Origin of the sequence: Providencia sp. PROV200 (assembly GCF_049901995.1) — a bacterium.
GTDB classification, from domain to species: Bacteria; Pseudomonadota; Gammaproteobacteria; order Enterobacterales; family Enterobacteriaceae; genus Providencia; species Providencia rettgeri_E.
This window is the reverse complement of sequence record NZ_CP096307.1, coordinates 231,200-247,441: the sequence shown is the minus strand read 5'-3', so window position 1 is coordinate 247,441 and position 16,242 is coordinate 231,200. Positions and strand designations below refer to the sequence as shown.

Here is a 16,242-nt window from a genome sequence, read left to right as displayed (position 1 = left end):
AAACGCATTCATGATCCACATCACCTCCTTTGCTAATCCCAGAATGGCGCAAGCTTTTGTTGACTATATGGCGAGCAAAAATATTCACCTAAAAATAAAGCCATCACAGGAACAAGCCGTCTTTGAGCTTTGGCTAGAAGATGAGCAGCTTCAACCTCAAGTCCAAAAAGAATTAGATATTTTTCTACAAGACCCAAATCACCCCCGCTACCTAGAAGCCAGTTGGCACACAGGAAGCGCAGATACTCAATTTCAATATCGCAATTACCTAACTTGGGGTTATCTTAAAGAGCAATCTGGCCCTTTAACTATCGCTGTTATTTTGTTATCGGTTGTTGTATATCTTTGGGTAGAAATGACTGATGCCCGTGAAGTTCTACGTTATTTGGCATGGCCTATTGGCGACCAACAAACTGAGCTTTGGCGCTGGTTTAGCCCTGCATTGGTGCACTTTTCGCTATCACATATTGGTTTCAACCTTGCGCTCTGGTGGTTTTTGGCTGGGCAAGTAGAGCGAAAACTCGGGACGGGTAAGTTACTCACTATCTTACTGGTCTCTGCGCTGTTTAGTAACTGGGGACAATCGCTATTTAGTGAAAACAACTTTGGCGGATTATCCGGTGTTGTCTATGCCCTTGTCAGTTATGTGTGGTTAACGGGTGAACGTCGCCCTGAAAGTGGCATTAGCGTTCCTCGAGGGTTAATGATTTTTTCCATTATCTGGCTTTTTTTCGGTTATTTCGATGTTTTAGGCATGCATATCGCCAATGCCGCACATACTTCAGGGTTAATTATCGGCTTATTAATGGGAGTATGGGATAATAGACACAGTTTTAAACACCAGAGCTCCAGATAAAACATTTTAATAATTAGAGGCTAACGCTGTGAAACAAACCCAGAGACATGATGCAATAGTGGAACTTGTGCGTCTTCAGGGATATGTCAGTACTGAAGAACTCGTCGAACACTTTGAGGTTAGCCCTCAAACAATCCGTCGAGACCTCAATGATCTCGCTGAACAAAATAAAATTCAGCGGCACCACGGTGGCGCAGCACTGCCTTCAAGTTCGGTAAATGCGGCCTATAATGACCGTAAAATCATGTGGTCAGATGAAAAAGCGCGTATCGCGCAACATGTTGCGAGCCAAATTCCTGATGGTGCAACATTGTTTATAGATATTGGTACCACCCCCGAAGCCGTTGCCCATGCATTGGTTAATCACAAAAACCTACGCGTGGTGACCAATAACCTTAACGTCGCCACCTTGCTGATGCCAAAAGAAGATTTTCGCCTCATTTTAGCCGGGGGTGAAGTACGTTCACGAGATGGCGGTATTGTTGGTGAAGCGACCCTCGATTTTATTTCTCAATTTAGGCTTGATTACGGTATTTTGGGTATCAGTGGTATTGATATGGATGGCTCATTGCTTGAGTTCGATTACCACGAAGTTCGTACCAAGCGCGCGATTATTGAAAATTCACGCTGTGTCATGCTTGTCACCGATCATTCTAAATTTGGTCGTAACGCGATGGTTAATTTGGGTAATATGAACCTGATTGACTACTTATTTACTGATAAACAGCCACCAGACAGTATTCTCAAAGTGATTGAGCAACATAATGTTCAATTAGAGCTTTGTTAATCAAGAAATTATCCTCATGATGGTAGTTCCTACTACCATCATGCTTCTTGCTATTCCTCTATTTTAATCCTCAGCCTTACCGTCATTTTTTCTTTTTCGCGCGAAATTCTCTTTTTTCCATTGTGAATAACAATATTTTATGTGTGGGTATTGAAAAAAAATTGTTACCAATATCACGCAGTTGTTATTTTTTTCATTAATAATAGTTGGCATCACTATCTATTTTGACTACAATCAAATGAGCGAAAACGAACATTATTGAAAGTGTTTCGAACATCTCAGGGGGATGCATGGAAACTAAAGACTTGATTGTCATCGGCGGCGGGATCAACGGCGCTGGAATTGCAGCAGATGCTGCAGGTCGTGGATTATCGGTATTACTGCTCGAAGCTCAAGACTTAGCAAGTGCCACTTCATCTGCGAGTTCTAAACTCATTCATGGTGGCTTACGTTACTTAGAACATTATGAATTTAGATTAGTCAGCGAAGCGTTGGCTGAACGTGAAGTGCTATTACGATTAGCACCACATATTGCCTTCCCAATGCGCTTCCGCTTACCGCATCAGCCTCATTTACGTCCAGCTTGGATGATCCGTATTGGCCTATTCTTATATGACCATTTAGGCAAACGCGTCAGCTTACCAAGCAGCAAGAGTCTGAAGTTTAACCAAAATTCCGTACTCAAACCTGAATTAACGAAAGGTTTTGAATATTCTGACTGTTGGGTTGATGATGCGCGTTTAGTTGTATTAAACGCTCAAGAAGTGGTACGTAAGAATGGTGAGGTTCGTACTCGCACAAAAGTGACTCGTGCCTACCGTGAAAATGGCTTATGGGTTATTGAAGCTCAGGACTTACGTACGGGTGAAACCCATACATGGAAAGCGAAAGGGCTAGTTAATGCCACTGGGCCTTGGGTAAAAGAGTTCTTTGATGATGGCCTGAAATTAAAATCACCTTACGGTATTCGCTTAATCAAGGGTAGCCACATTGTCGTTCCACGTGCACATGATGAACCACAAGCGTATATCTTACAAAATGAAGATAACCGTATTGTATTTGTTATCCCGTGGATGGATGAATTTTCTATCATCGGCACCACTGACGTAGAATATAAAGGCGATCCGAAAGACGTCAAAATTGATGAGAACGAAGTTAACTATTTACTGAAAGTGTATAACGACCACTTCAAAAAACAGTTAACCGTGAGTGATATTGTTTGGGACTACTCAGGTGTTCGCCCACTGTGCGACGATGAATCAGACTCCCCACAAGCCATTACTCGTGATTACACATTGGATATTCACGATGACCAAGGCCAAGCGCCATTGCTGTCGGTATTTGGTGGAAAATTAACAACTTACCGTAAATTAGCAGAAGCTGCTGTTACTAAATTAGCAGCATATTATCCAAATGCAGGCACCCCATGGACCAAAAATGGTCAGTTACCGGGTGGTGATATCGAAGGTTGTGACCGTGATGGTTATGCACGTGTATTACGTCAACATTATCAATGGCTTCCTGAAGGCTTAGCGCTACGTTTTGCCAGAACTTACGGTAGCAACAGTAAATTGATCCTTGAAGGCGCGAATTCACTCAGCGACCTTGGTGAAGCATTCTCTGCGAATGTCTACGAAGCGGAGTTACGTTACTTAGTCAAACATGAGTGGGTAACAGAGTTAGATGATGCTATTTGGCGTCGCACTAAATTGGGTATGTGGCTGAATGAAGAAGAAAAGCAGCGCATTGCTCAATGGTTAGCAAAAAATGGGTTGTCAGAGAATACCTCTGTATAATCGTAAAATCTCGTTGTTATAAAATCTCGTTGTTAATGGAAAAAGCCAGTCATCACTGTTTGACTGGCTTTTTTTATTTTAAATCGTTGCCAAGAATTTCAGAAAAGACCCAATCACGATAAGTTGTACAAATCAATTACGCCTGTTTATAATGTATGCGAATTTACCTCTCACCCAACTTCACAGGTACGCCTCACGATGAACTAAGCACTGCCAGAAAATATTTTCCAATACCCTTTTGGTATTCATTTTTCTGTTCCTGGCAGGCAAACGCTTTCATCGACACTTCTTGATAAGTCAACGACGTTGTCTGTCCTCATTATTTTGGAGGTGCATATGACGATTGCTTGTCACTTTTCACAGCTCAATATTGAATTTAACCAAACCGCCCTTTTTCCACCGCTAAACGGGACGCTATCATGCCAAAAAAATGCCTTAATTGGTCATAATGGCAAAGGAAAATCCGTTTTGATGCGTATTCTTGCTGGCCAATTAGCCCCTACGAAAGGGAATGTACATTGGGATCTCCCCTCTATCTATGTCGGTCAATTAACCCGACTCACAGGAGACACTCTCATCGATGCCTTAGGCATCAATGAGCTTTATCATGCATTCTTACGCATTGAGGCAGGAAATGGTTCTTTGGCAGATTTTGAGCTCACAGAAGATAAATGGCATTTACCTTCCCAATGGCAAAGTCTATTGGACTCTGCGGGGCTCGCTATCTCAATGGAAGCACCTATCTCCCATTTAAGTGGTGGTGAACGTACCCGCCTCGCGCTTTGTCGTGCATTTCTTCATCAAGATCACTTTTTGCTACTCGATGAACCGGATAACCATTTAGATACACAAAGCCGGCAGTGGCTCAGCCAAAAACTCACAGATCACCGAGCTGGCTGCCTCGTTATTTCTCACAATAGAACCCTGTTAGGCGAAATGGATACTATTTTTGAATTAACAGAAAAAGGGTTACACGAGTATGGGGGGAATTATGCGTTATACGATACCCAAAAAAACTTGGAAATTGCCGCAATTGATGCACAAAGTGAGCGCTTAGAAAAACGTATTCACCAAGAGAAAAAGCAGCAACAGGCCACATTACAAAAAGCCGCTCAACGCAAGAAACAGGGGGAAAAAATTCGCTATGGTGGGTCGCAATCCTTACTGCTACTTGATATGCAAAAGAACCGTGCAGAAAAAAGGCAATCAAATGTCGCAGAACGGCACCAACGGGTTATGGATAACCTACAAAATCAACAACAGGAAAACCAAGAGAAAGTCCGCCATATCAAACCACAAAAAATGACGATTAACTATCAAAACGAAGGGAGTAAAGTCACCATTTTTGCTTCTGATTTGCATTTGCCCTACGGTTATTCATCACCACTTTCATTCACTATATACAGTGGAGAACATTGGCATATTCAAGGGCGTAATGGTTGTGGTAAATCAACCCTACTGAAGGTGCTTGCTGGCCTATTGCCATCAGATTCAGGAGAGTGCCGCCTCAGTGGTACATTTTGCTATTTAGACCAGCACCTCAACTTACTCGATAAAACATTACCTGTCGCTGAAGCACTTCATCAATACCAACCCTTGTTTACCGTAGAGCAATGGCGCACGCAATTAGGTATGCTGCGAATACGAGGAGATAAATCATTACTGCCACTACAACAGCTCAGTGGTGGTGAGCAGCTAAAAGCAACACTATTGGCACTCACACATAGCCCAAACCCACCTGCTATTTTATTACTCGATGAACCGGATAACCATTTAGACTTGGATTCAAAACAACTACTTGAAGCGTTATTGCAGGACTACCAAGGAACACTCTTACTGGTTTCTCACGATGACGCCTTTATTGCAAACTGCAATATAACCCATACGCTAAATCTTTCTGATAAATAACTGTCTACTAGGCCACTACCAAATTAGGTGTGGCCATCCGCTTTAATGGATAAACGTATTTTTAACGCGGTGAGAAGCTAAAAAGTAGGGGATCCATAACACACAATAGAAGCTGCCATTTATAGCGGTAATAATATTTGAGTAGTTAATTTCCAAACCAAATATATATGGGAACACAAAACGAGCAACTAATACCATTAAAGTAAATAGTACCATGGTGGTGATAAACAGCCACTTCGCCTGTTTTTTCCATTTAACCGCAGCGATAAACGTCCAAAGAAATAGAGCAATTAAAACACCATAACCGAGTTGCAAGAGGTAAAAACCTGTCGCAAAGCCTGAAATATAAAAATCAGAATCCGCTTCAGTTGCCAATGGCCATGCAGTTTGTACTTGCGAGATTTCTTGCAATAGCATCGTGACCGTTTTGTACAACATATAAAACAGACCAATAACCGGTAAAATTAACCATCCACCGATCCCTTGTAACGGTTTTTTAGCCACTTGTTGAGCCACCGATGATATTATTGCAGACTCTGTTTGCGGGGTTGATTGCTGAATATCCATTCCAATAACCTTTATTTACTTTTTACTTTGCATTTTATCTTCAAGAAATGCTTTGAGTACAACGGCTTGATTATATTCTGTATTTTTAGCACTGTATAACAGTGTTAAATCACCTTGTTTTGCCTGAGCAACCAGTACCTGCCAAGCCGCTGTGCTATTAAGTTCCTGCTGGTACCGCTCAATAAATTGTGCAAACTGATCCGTGTGCTGATGAAACCATTTTCGTAGTTCATTAGAAGGTGCAACGTCTTTATTCCAAGAGTCGTGTTGTAAATCAGTTTTTTTTATTCCTCTTGGCCACAGTCTATCAATAAGTACGCGATAACCGTCGTTATCATCGACTGGGTCATAAACTCGTTTGCATTTAATCATCATTTACCTACCCAATTAATAAACCACAGAATTTTATTTGTTAATTTACAAAGGTATTTTTGACACGCCTTGAAACTAAAAAATACGGTATCCAAATTGCACAGGCAATGAGAGCCCGAAAAATATCTTTGATATCGGAGGTCTCAACCTCTAAATCTAATAAGACACTTGCGAGTATAATATCCGTAACCGTTAAAACTAAAGAAAAGATCTGGAAAAAAATATAAATTTTAATTGTGAGCTTTTTCGTTGTAAAAAAGACATAACTGAGGAAAAGTAAGGTCGCATATAAAATAATGTTACCTAAAACCTCAAAATAGATTAGTTCTTTAAATAATGGAATAAATGAACTTGATTGTGGGTCTGTTAATTCAACCCAATATTCAATCACTTGAGTATTTTGCTCATAAATAGAAAAAGGCAAAATAATCAAGGACAATATTATCCCTAACATAGGAAAAATAAGCCATCCACCAATGCCTTTTAATTCTTTCCTTGGTTGCGGTAATGGTACCGAAGTGCCATGAGATGAACTGTGATCCTCAGTTTTCATTTACACTTCCTTATTCTATGGATAAATAACATCAGTACAAAATTAATAACCCTATATAAGATAGCATACCTATTCAGTAAAAAATGAGTCGATCAATGTGCTAATTCACAATAATATTGCTAATAAAGAACAATCTGACAAGGCCATCATTATGCCAGTATTCACCGCACAGCTAGCACTCCCAACAAATTACCTTTACAGTGATTTTTTTGCCTTTCATCTGAGAGATCAACACAATGTTGCGGAAATAGTGGAAGAAAATGCATTACATAAAGGTATAATATGGCAACAACATGCAACAAAAATGACATTGGAGCTTAAAAAACAACAAGCAACGATTTCATTAGCGATTGACTCTCCATCTATCATTATCAATGAGCAAGATTTACTAACGCTGGCACAACATGTACTTGGTTTGAAACAAAATATTGATGAGTTCGAAAAATTCTACCTTGAAACTCCAATACTTGGACAGCTCATTGAAAAACAAAGAGGATTGAGGATTTATCAATCGGCTAGTGCATTTGAAGCGTTAGTTTGGGCTATTATTGGCCAACAAATCAGTGTTCATGCAGCTATTGCCATTCGTCGGCGATTTATCCAAGCCGTGGGGATCCAACATACTTCGGGTATTTGGTGTTTTCCCGATACGCCACAGGTCAGGTCAGTTGATGACGAAACGCTGCGCCAAACAGGTTTTTCGAAGGGTAAAATTATCGCCCTCAGAGCTCTTTGTGAAGCCATTGAAAATCAAAAAATTGATTTATCACGGCTCGTCACTCACGCCAATGCAAATCAAATAACTGAACAATTATTACAAATCAAAGGAATTGGCCCTTGGACGGTAAGCTATGCTTTACTCCGAGGATTTAATTATTTGGATGGCTCTTTACATGGAGATGTGGCGGTAAGACGTAATTTGCAAACATTGCTCGATAAACCAGAACAACCCAGCGCCAAAGAAACAGAAAAATGGTTGGAACAATTTACCCCATGGCGTGCATTGGTTGCCGCCCATTTGTGGCGTAGTCAATCAGCCGCAGGATATTGATGAATAAAAAAGCCCAATCCATCTGAATTGGGCTTTCCAGCTATTCACAAGAATAACTTAACGTAGCCAGTTCGTTTTCACTAATTGAACGACTTCATCACCGCGACCACTCATAATCGCTTTTAACAAATACAGACTAAAACCTTTCGCTTCTTGCGCTGCAATTTCTGGCGGCATAGACAGCTCTTGTTTGGCGGTCAAGACATCAACGACCACAGGCCCATCATGGGCAAACGCTTCTTTTAATGCGCCGTCTAGGTCTTCACTTTTTTCAACACGGATCCCTTTGATACCCGCAGCATTCGCAATCGCTGCAAAGTTAGGGTTATGTAAATCAGTCCCAGCGGTCAAGAAACCTGCCACTTTCATTTCCATGGCCACAAAACCAAGCACGCCATTGTTATGAATGATAATTTTTACTGGCAATTGCATTTGAGAAAGAGAGATAAAATCCCCCATTAGCATGCTGAAACCGCCATCACCGCACATGGCAACCACTTGACGTTTTTTATCAACGGCCTGCGCACCAATAGCTTGTGGCATCGCATTCGCCATTGACCCGTGGTTAAAAGAGCCAATTAAACGGCGTTTACCGTTCATTTTCAAGTAGCGTGCAGCCCATACTGTCGGGGTTCCAACGTCACAAGTGAAAATCGCATCATCCGCAGCTAATTCACTAATTTTTGTTGCAAGATACTGAGGATGTATTAATCCTTCATGACCCGGTTTAGCGAGATCATCTAACCCTTTTCGAGCCTCTGCATAATGTTTTAAAGCGCCATCAAGGTGTTTTGTATCCTGCTTAGCCTGTAAATGTGGCTGTAATGCATCCAATGTCGCTTTAATATCCCCAATCAGCCCCATATCAATATGGCAATGGGAGCCCAAGCTGCCTGCATTGATATCAACCTGAATGATTTTAGCCTCACTTGGGTAGAAAGGACGGTATGGAAATTGTGTTCCTAACAAAACAACTGTATCTGCGTTCATCATTGCGTGGTAACCTGATGAAAAACCGATTAAACCTGTCATTCCGACGCTGTATGGGTTATCCCATTCAATATGTTCTTTACCACGTAACGCGTGTACTACCGGCGCTTTTAGGGTTTCTGCTAGCTTAACCACTTCATCATGGGCACCTGCGCAGCCATTACCACAGAATAGCGTGATATTCTTAGACTGATTCAGCAGTTCGGCGAGTTTTTCGATTTCACTTCGCTGAGGCATAATCAGTGGCGCTTGCGGCTGATACCATGTCTCTTTCGCTGACTCTGGCGCATCTTTCAGCGCAATATCCCCCGGAATCACAACAACTGATACCCCTTTATTCAGGATCGCTTTACGCATAGCAATACCGAGGACTTGTGGAATTTGTTCTGGGTTAGAGACCATTTCACAATAATGGCTGCACTCACGGAATAATTCAGTTGGATGGGTTTCTTGGAAATAGTTACTACCAATTTCACTGGATGGGATATGAGCTGCAATTGCTAATACGGGTACTCGATTACGGTGACAATCATACAACCCATTGATAAGGTGCATATTTCCGGGTCCACAAGAGCCCGCACAGACAGCTAAATTGCCGGTTAACTGAGCTTCTGAACCGGCAGCAAAAGCAGCAACTTCCTCATGGCGGGTTCCTAACCACTCAATCGCGCCTTGACGACGCAAGCTGTCGGTTAAGCCATTCAACGAGTCTCCTGTAACGCCCCAAATACGTTTAACACCTGCATTATCAAGTACTTTTGCAATATAGGATGCAACACTCTGTTTTTTCATAATGGCACTCTTTTAAGTCGGATGTGATACCCTTGATATCTTGCAGCTCAAAATATGAAAGGTACTTTTAGAAATATAACAACATTCAAAGTAGAATCTTGTCATACTCGCGTATATCAAACCCAATATCGATAATAGATTGATTGTAACTAAGTAAATTCCTCATTCCTACTCATCAAATTAAATATAAAACAGAACAGCACAATCCACCGTTATTATCAAAAGAAGAGGATAGCAACAAGATAAATAAATAGGCGAGTTATTAATAACTTAAGCAAAACAAGAGCATCATAAAAAGATGGGGTTATCTGCGTATATTATTCATTACAGTCACACCATTGTTTCCACCATATTAAATCAATAACCTTATATATTTATGACAGACTAAAATTCACCAAAAAATATATACTAAATTGATTTAAAACAATTTATATTCACCTAATTCATCCCCAAGGTTCTATTTTTTCAAGTATTAAATTCAATCGTTATATTGCCAATATAAAATCCCAATAACGCGTATGAATCAGTATAAAGCACCTGCATTTTACATTTGTTCGATATTAATGTATTATTAGCACTGTATTTTTTAACTCAAGGTGACTTTTTTGCTGTATTTAAAAGACAGACATTCTCATTATTCTACCCATTACATATCTATTTTAGCCTGTTATTTCAGCGCTACATAAAAACACTAAAAACTTATCTATTGCGTAAACAACGTCTATTCTAAATAATAAGGTTTTATATTTTCTGATGTATGAAAACCCATATCTTAAGTGCTGTTGTTTCGATTATTGAAATTAAAATAAGAGGATGGTTTCATGAGATTCAAGAAGAAAAAAGAAAAGCCGTTAAATATTAGTGATATTACTATTATTGATGACGGTAAACTCAAAAAAGCAATTACCGCGGCTTCGCTGGGTAATGCGATGGAATGGTTTGATTTTGGGGTATACGGTTTCTTAGCCTATGTTCTAGGTCAGGTTTTCTTTCCGGACGCATCACCGAGCGTACAGATGATTGCCGCATTAGCCACTTTCTCCGTGCCTTTCTTAGTTAGGCCATTAGGTGGGGTCGTTTTTGGTATCTTAGGTGATAAATACGGTCGTCAAAAAGTCCTTTCGATGACAATTATCATCATGGCAGTCAGTACCTTCTGTATTGGTTTGATCCCATCATATGAAAGCATTGGTATCTGGGCACCTATTCTGTTATTAATTGCTAAGCTAGCTCAAGGTTTCTCTGTAGGTGGGGAGTATTCTGGCGCAGCTATCTTCGTTGCAGAATATTCACCAGACCGTAAACGTGGCTTTATGGGAAGCTGGTTAGACTTTGGCTCTATCGCCGGTTTCGTTTTAGGTGCGGGTGTCGTAGTACTAATTTCCAGTATCGTTGGGGAAGCCAACTTCCATGATTGGGGCTGGAGAATTCCGTTCTTCTTAGCATTACCGTTAGGGGTCATCGGGTTATATCTACGTCATTCACTGGAAGAAACCCCAGCGTTCCAACAACATGTTGAATCGTTAGAAAGACAAGATAAAGCCAATATTCAAAACCCACCCAAAATCTCAGTGCGTGAAGTGGCGACTAAGTATTGGAAAAGCTTGATGATTTGTGTTGGCTTGGTTATCGCAACCAACGTGACTTACTATATGTTGCTGACCTACATGCCAAGTTACTTATCACACAACCTGAATTACTCTACTGACCATGGTGTGCTAATTATTATTGCTATTATGATTGGTATGTTATTTGTTCAACCGATTATCGGTTTAACTAGTGATAAAATTGGTCGCCGCCCATTTGTTATTACCGGTAGTGTCGGTCTGATTTTATTGGCATACCCTGCATTTATGTTAATCAACAGTGGTTCTGTTGGCTTAATTTTCCTAGGTTTATTAATTTTAGCGGTGCTGTTGAACTGCTTTACTGGGGTTATGGCTTCCATTTTACCCGCGATTTTCCCAACGCACATTCGTTACAGTGCATTAGCGATTGCCTTTAATATTTCAGTATTAATTGCCGGTGCGACACCGACTGTTGCGGCATGGTTGGTCGAATCAACCACTGACTTATATATGCCTGCTTATTACTTAATCGTGATTGCTTTAATTGGCTTATATACGGGTATCAGAATGCCAGAAACGGCAAATAAACCATTGCGGGGCGCAACACCTGCGGCATCAGATAAAGCCGAGGCAAAAGAAATTCTTAGCGAGCACTTTGACAATATTGAACAAAAAGTTGAAGATATTGACGAACAAATTGCTGAACTTGAGAAAAAACGCCAATCCTTAATCAATCAGCATCCTAAATTAGATTAAACATAATAGGGCCGTTTACCGGCCCTTTGTTTTGACTTCAACAAAAATGTTAACCGAGGAGGGAGGCGATGGCAGCCAAACAAGTTTGTCATCTTATCTGGTTTCGCAATGACCTACGGGTCACTGATAACAAAGCACTTTCCTCCGCCTGCGCAGACCCAGATGCGCAAGTCATCGCCCTATTTACTGCCACCCCTGAGCAATGGCAACAACATGATATGGCTGAGCGACAAATCTCCTTTATTCACCAAAACCTCGTTGAACTGCAAAATTCACTCGCTGAGCTTGGTATTCCACTGGTTTGTCAAACTGAGGCGAATTTTGCCGATGCGGCACAATGGGTACTCGATTACGCAAAGACGCAACAGGCTGATGCCTTGTTTTTTAATCGGCAATACGAGTGGAACGAAAAACAACGGGATGAATGGTTAATCAATCAACCTCATGGGTTGCATATCCATGCTTTTGACGATTACTTATTACTTCCCCCGGGTTCCGTCACGAATCAAAAAGGGGAGATGTATCAAGTCTATACCCCTTTTCGCCGAGCCTTTCTCACCCAACTTACTGTGACAGATTGCCGTTCACTGCGAGCCCCTGAAAAACGAGCGGCCGCGGTCAACATCGATAAGACTTTGCCATTATTTCCTTATCAACCAATTGAAAACTCGCCGCAATTTCCCGCCGGTGAAAAGTCTGCTTTACAGCAATTAAGACAGTTTTGTTCCCAGAAAGTCGCCGGTTATAAAAACGATAGAGATATTCCTTCTATTGATGGTACCAGCCAATTATCACCTTACCTCGCGATGGGGGTGCTGTCCCCTCGCCAATGCTTCAACCGATTACAAGCAGAAAATCCCCAAGTGTTGGATTACCCAGATAGCGGGGCATTCACGTGGCTAAATGAGTTAATTTGGCGTGAATTTTATTCGCATCTTTTAGTGGCATTCCCACGTCTATGCCGCCATCAGCCATTTATTCAATGGACACAACATATTCACTGGAATGATTCTTCAACCGATTTTACCGCATGGAAAACGGGACAAACGGGTTACCCAATTGTGGATGCCGCTATGCGCCAACTGAATACAACAGGTTGGATGCATAACCGTCTACGTATGATTGTGGCTAGCTTTTTAGTCAAAGACTTACTGATTGATTGGCGAAAAGGTGAAAAATACTTTATGAGCCAACTCCTTGATGGCAGTTTAGCCGCAAATAACGGCGGTTGGCAGTGGTCAGCCTCTACTGGCGTTGACGCCTCCCCTTGGTTTCGTATCTTTAACCCAACCACTCAAGGGAAAAAGTTTGATGTGCAAGGGACTTTTATTCGCCATTGGTTACCCGAATTACAGCAAGTTCCCGATAAGTATATTCATACACCCCATGAATGGGTGGTGCTCAGCAGCACACCGATTAATTATCCAGAACCGATTGTTGACCATAAACAAGCCCGTCTCGCCACTCTAGCGGCATTTGAAGCGGGTAAGCGTAATAGTTTGAAGCAATAAATCGTTTAAAATACGATAAATAGCAAAGTTATTATTTGCTTTAAGAATTACTATAGCGCTTCAATCATAAGGAGCAGATATGAGCGTTATTTTACAAGTTGATTTCCCGTATCAAGGGCCTTGGGGCGCAGAAATGACCGTGGCAATGGATGAATTAGCCAATTCAATCAACCAAGAACCTGGTTTTGTGTGGAAAATTTGGACAGAAAACCAACAAACTCAAAAAGCCGGAGGCGTTTATTTGTTTACCTCTGAAGCCGATGCCAAAGCATATCTACAAAAACACAGCGCACGCCTGAAATCTTTCGGTATCCCTGAAGTACGTGGTGAAATTTTTGCGGTCAATACCGCGCTTAGCCAATTGAACCAAGCGCAGTTTATTACCAACTAACCGCTTACTGACGTTGAAATTCACATAACCACATCTGAGGTAAATAAGCCATTGGCTTGTACAGCAAAATGACTTTTTACCTCATCACAACAGAAAATGATTGAAAAAGCACCTATTAGCTCGACAATTAATTCATACCGTATAATGACTAGTGAAAATCACCTACACGACGCTCCACCAGCGTTAAAATACTGTACAACGCCACAACGGTATCGTCCTGATTAAACACTTGCACATCCCATTCAACAACGCCATTAGGTTTGTCTTCAGCAAGTTTCTGCGTTTTCTTGATCTTTTTCTTGCACGTTAGGCGAACTTGTATGGTGTCACCGATTTTCACAGGTTCAATAAAGCGCAAGCTTTCCATCCCATAATTGGCGATCACAGGCCCAACCCCTGCATCGACAAATAACCCCGCAGCGGCTGAAACGACAAAATAGCCGTGCGCAATCCGTTCACCAAATAGCGACTGTGCTGCGCCAATTTTATCAACATGAACATAAAAATTATCACCGCTGAGACAGGCAAAATTAGCAATATCGGCCTCAGTTACGGTACGCCTTGCGGTCAGTAACGTGTCGCCAATCACTAAGTCTTCAAAATGTTTACGGAATGGATGAACCACATCAGCGATGGTATCTGCACCTCGGATCCATTGTTTGGTAATTGCCGTTAGCATCGAAGGGCTACCTTGGATGGCAGTACGCTGCATATAGTGTTTGACTGCTCGCAAGCCACCTAGCTCCTCACCACCACCCGCACGCCCTGGGCCACCGTGTACCAGTAGCGGAAGCGGTGAACCGTGGCCAGTGGACTCCACGGCTGATGCTTCATTTAAAATTAGCATCCGCCCATGAGCTCGCGCACTCGCACGAATGACCGTTTGCGCGACTTGTGTATCCGCAGTGACTAACGTCCCCGCAAGGCTCCCACCACCTAAAATCGCCAATTGCACCGCCTGTTCGATATTCTCATAGCTCATTAACGTGGCGACTGGACCAAAAGCCTCGATTTCATGTACTGCTGTAGATTTAAAAGGCTCTGCACAATACAACAACGTAGGTGGATAAAAAGCCCCGTGTTGGCTATCTGCACCAATCACATCAAGCTTCTCGAATTGCCCACCACATAAGACATCACAGCCATGATCACGTAAATAATTTACTTTCTCTTGTACGTCTTGGCGCTGTTCTAAGTTAATCAATGCCCCCATTCTGACCCCTTCAACCGCAGGGTCACCCACTGTTGTAGCGGATAAGCGTTTCAATAATGCTTGCTTCACATTTTCGAGCTGGTTTTGCGGCACAATGATGCGACGGATAGCGGTACACTTCTGCCCCGCTTTGGCGGTCATTTCACGAACGACTTCTTTAATAAATAACGCGAATTCAGGCTGTTCTGGCTGGACGTCATCGCCTAAAATTGCACAGTTCAGTGAATCCGCTTCCATTGTAAAAGGCACTGATTTAGCAATGATACGTGGGTGCAATTTCAGTTTTTGCCCTGTATTTGCCGACCCTGTAAAAGTCACTACATCTTCAAAATCAAGGTGTTCAAACATATCGCCAACACCACCGCAAACCAGTTGGATAGCACCATCAGGTACCAAGCCGCTGTCCACCATCAATTTCACCATCGCCTGTGTTAACTGTGCTGAGGCGGTTGCTGGTTTGATGATGGCTGGCATGCCAGCAAGCCATGTGGGTGCCAATTTTTCTAACATTCCCCAACACGGGAAGTTAAATGCATTAATGTGCAGGGCAACGCCACGGCGAGACGTTAAAATATGATGGCCAATAAATTGCCCTTGTTTCGATAACGGGATCATTTCCTCTTCTGGCCAAATCGTGTCATCTGGCAGCTCACGGTTAGCGAGACCCGAATAAGAAAACAGTGTGGCAATTCCCCCTTCGATATCTACCCAGCTATCCGCTTTGGTTGCGCCAGTTTGTGCCGAAATCGCATATAACTGCGCTTTATGTTCCAGTAGATATTTTGCGAGTGCCTTAAGCATCTGCCCGCGTTGCTGGAATGTCATCGCTGACAATATTTCGCCCCCCACTTGGCGGCCATACTGTAAGCTTTCTGCTAACGGCAACCCTTCAGTCGTCACCGTATATAAGGTTTCATTCGTTAGTGCATGATGAATTTTTCGCCCTTCGCCCTCACCTTGCACCCATTTCCCCATAATATAACTTGTTAAATGCTGCATATTCCTCTCCAGAAATAAAAAACATCAATTAAAATCAGATAACAAATATGTATCATAAAAATAAGCATAGACGCCAATTTAAATTTAACAAATTAAGAACAACTTTGTCTTAAATACCCACTCCCATAAAAA

General features: G+C 41.9%; 13 protein-coding genes. 8 read left to right on the top strand and 5 right to left on the bottom strand.

Annotated features, from left to right (window positions below; all coding sequences use genetic code 11):
- The first annotated feature begins 10 nt into the window (after nucleotides 1-10).
- From glpG to M1E86_RS01105, 4 genes are all read left to right on the top strand, one after another.
- The gene (glpG, locus tag M1E86_RS01120; RefSeq protein ID WP_125891764.1) at nucleotides 11-856 is read left to right on the top strand and encodes a rhomboid family intramembrane serine protease GlpG; all 846 of its coding nucleotides are present in this window, start codon (nucleotides 11-13) and stop codon (nucleotides 854-856) included.
- A gap of 28 nt (nucleotides 857-884) precedes the next feature.
- Nucleotides 885-1,643 (top strand): DeoR/GlpR family transcriptional regulator, encoded by a 759-nt coding sequence (locus M1E86_RS01115; protein WP_004262881.1) that lies wholly within the window; start codon nucleotides 885-887, stop codon nucleotides 1,641-1,643.
- Between the two features lie 290 nt (nucleotides 1,644-1,933).
- Nucleotides 1,934-3,439 carry a glycerol-3-phosphate dehydrogenase gene (glpD, locus tag M1E86_RS01110; protein WP_213913526.1) on the top strand — a complete coding sequence of 502 codons (1,506 nt, stop codon included), beginning with the start codon at nucleotides 1,934-1,936 and terminating at the stop codon, nucleotides 3,437-3,439.
- Nucleotides 3,440-3,775: 336 nt separating this feature from the next.
- A complete protein-coding gene (locus M1E86_RS01105) occupies nucleotides 3,776-5,347 on the top strand; it encodes an ATP-binding cassette domain-containing protein (RefSeq protein ID WP_213913525.1) in 1,572 nt (523 codons plus the stop codon).
- A 42-nt stretch (nucleotides 5,348-5,389) separates the two neighbouring features.
- Here M1E86_RS01105 and M1E86_RS01100 read toward each other — a convergent pair whose 3' ends face one another.
- From M1E86_RS01100 to M1E86_RS01090, 3 genes are read right to left on the bottom strand one after another with little or no spacing between them, the layout of a single operon-like run.
- Nucleotides 5,390-5,914: a DUF2569 family protein gene (locus M1E86_RS01100; protein WP_213913524.1), complete on the bottom strand. Its 525-nt coding sequence runs from the start codon at nucleotides 5,912-5,914 to the stop codon at nucleotides 5,390-5,392.
- Between the two features lie 15 nt (nucleotides 5,915-5,929).
- Nucleotides 5,930-6,286, bottom strand: coding sequence for a DUF488 domain-containing protein (locus tag M1E86_RS01095; protein ID WP_125891845.1), 357 nt, complete (start codon nucleotides 6,284-6,286; stop codon nucleotides 5,930-5,932).
- A gap of 40 nt (nucleotides 6,287-6,326) precedes the next feature.
- Nucleotides 6,327-6,839, bottom strand: coding sequence for a DUF2569 domain-containing protein (locus M1E86_RS01090; protein WP_213913523.1), 513 nt, complete (start codon nucleotides 6,837-6,839; stop codon nucleotides 6,327-6,329).
- Nucleotides 6,840-6,990: 151 nt separating this feature from the next.
- Here M1E86_RS01090 and M1E86_RS01085 point away from each other — a divergent pair, with 151 nt between their 5' ends.
- Entirely contained in the window at nucleotides 6,991-7,890 is a 900-nt protein-coding gene (locus M1E86_RS01085; protein ID WP_213913597.1) for a DNA-3-methyladenine glycosylase family protein, read from the top strand.
- A gap of 57 nt (nucleotides 7,891-7,947) precedes the next feature.
- Here M1E86_RS01085 and poxB read toward each other — a convergent pair whose 3' ends face one another.
- On the bottom strand, nucleotides 7,948-9,672 hold the full coding sequence (poxB, locus tag M1E86_RS01080; RefSeq protein ID WP_426099226.1) for a ubiquinone-dependent pyruvate dehydrogenase: 1,725 nt from the start codon (nucleotides 9,670-9,672) through the stop codon (nucleotides 7,948-7,950).
- 821 nt (nucleotides 9,673-10,493) lie between these two features.
- On the opposite strand from poxB, the gene proP reads away from it, so the two are divergent.
- From proP to M1E86_RS01065, 3 genes are all read left to right on the top strand, one after another.
- Nucleotides 10,494-11,996, top strand: coding sequence for a glycine betaine/L-proline transporter ProP (gene proP / locus M1E86_RS01075; protein ID WP_213913522.1), 1,503 nt, complete (start codon nucleotides 10,494-10,496; stop codon nucleotides 11,994-11,996).
- A 68-nt stretch (nucleotides 11,997-12,064) separates the two neighbouring features.
- Entirely contained in the window at nucleotides 12,065-13,507 is a 1,443-nt protein-coding gene (phrB, locus tag M1E86_RS01070; RefSeq protein ID WP_213913521.1) for a deoxyribodipyrimidine photo-lyase, read from the top strand.
- 79 nt (nucleotides 13,508-13,586) lie between these two features.
- Nucleotides 13,587-13,898, top strand: coding sequence for a monooxygenase (locus M1E86_RS01065; protein ID WP_213913520.1), 312 nt, complete (start codon nucleotides 13,587-13,589; stop codon nucleotides 13,896-13,898).
- A gap of 148 nt (nucleotides 13,899-14,046) precedes the next feature.
- On the opposite strand, the gene paaZ is transcribed toward M1E86_RS01065, so the two are convergent.
- The gene (paaZ, locus tag M1E86_RS01060) at nucleotides 14,047-16,110 is read right to left on the bottom strand and encodes a phenylacetic acid degradation bifunctional protein PaaZ (protein ID WP_125891773.1); all 2,064 of its coding nucleotides are present in this window, start codon (nucleotides 16,108-16,110) and stop codon (nucleotides 14,047-14,049) included.
- Nucleotides 16,111-16,242: the final 132 nt, after the last annotated feature.

Coding starts and splice junctions, on each gene's coding strand:
- glpG (WP_125891764.1), top strand. CDS start 11: ATGATCCACATCACCTCCTTTGCTAATCCCAGAATGGCGCAAGCTTTT.
- glpD (WP_213913526.1), top strand. CDS start 1,934: ATGGAAACTAAAGACTTGATTGTCATCGGCGGCGGGATCAACGGCGCT.
- M1E86_RS01105 (WP_213913525.1), top strand. CDS start 3,776: ATGACGATTGCTTGTCACTTTTCACAGCTCAATATTGAATTTAACCAA.
- M1E86_RS01100 (WP_213913524.1), bottom strand. CDS start 5,914: ATGGATATTCAGCAATCAACCCCGCAAACAGAGTCTGCAATAATATCA.
- M1E86_RS01095 (WP_125891845.1), bottom strand. CDS start 6,286: ATGATTAAATGCAAACGAGTTTATGACCCAGTCGATGATAACGACGGT.
- M1E86_RS01090 (WP_213913523.1), bottom strand. CDS start 6,839: ATGAAAACTGAGGATCACAGTTCATCTCATGGCACTTCGGTACCATTA.
- M1E86_RS01085 (WP_213913597.1), top strand. CDS start 6,991: ATGCCAGTATTCACCGCACAGCTAGCACTCCCAACAAATTACCTTTAC.
- poxB (WP_426099226.1), bottom strand. CDS start 9,672: ATGAAAAAACAGAGTGTTGCATCCTATATTGCAAAAGTACTTGATAAT.
- proP (WP_213913522.1), top strand. CDS start 10,494: ATGAGATTCAAGAAGAAAAAAGAAAAGCCGTTAAATATTAGTGATATT.
- phrB (WP_213913521.1), top strand. CDS start 12,065: ATGGCAGCCAAACAAGTTTGTCATCTTATCTGGTTTCGCAATGACCTA.
- M1E86_RS01065 (WP_213913520.1), top strand. CDS start 13,587: ATGAGCGTTATTTTACAAGTTGATTTCCCGTATCAAGGGCCTTGGGGC.
- paaZ (WP_125891773.1), bottom strand. CDS start 16,110: ATGCAGCATTTAACAAGTTATATTATGGGGAAATGGGTGCAAGGTGAG.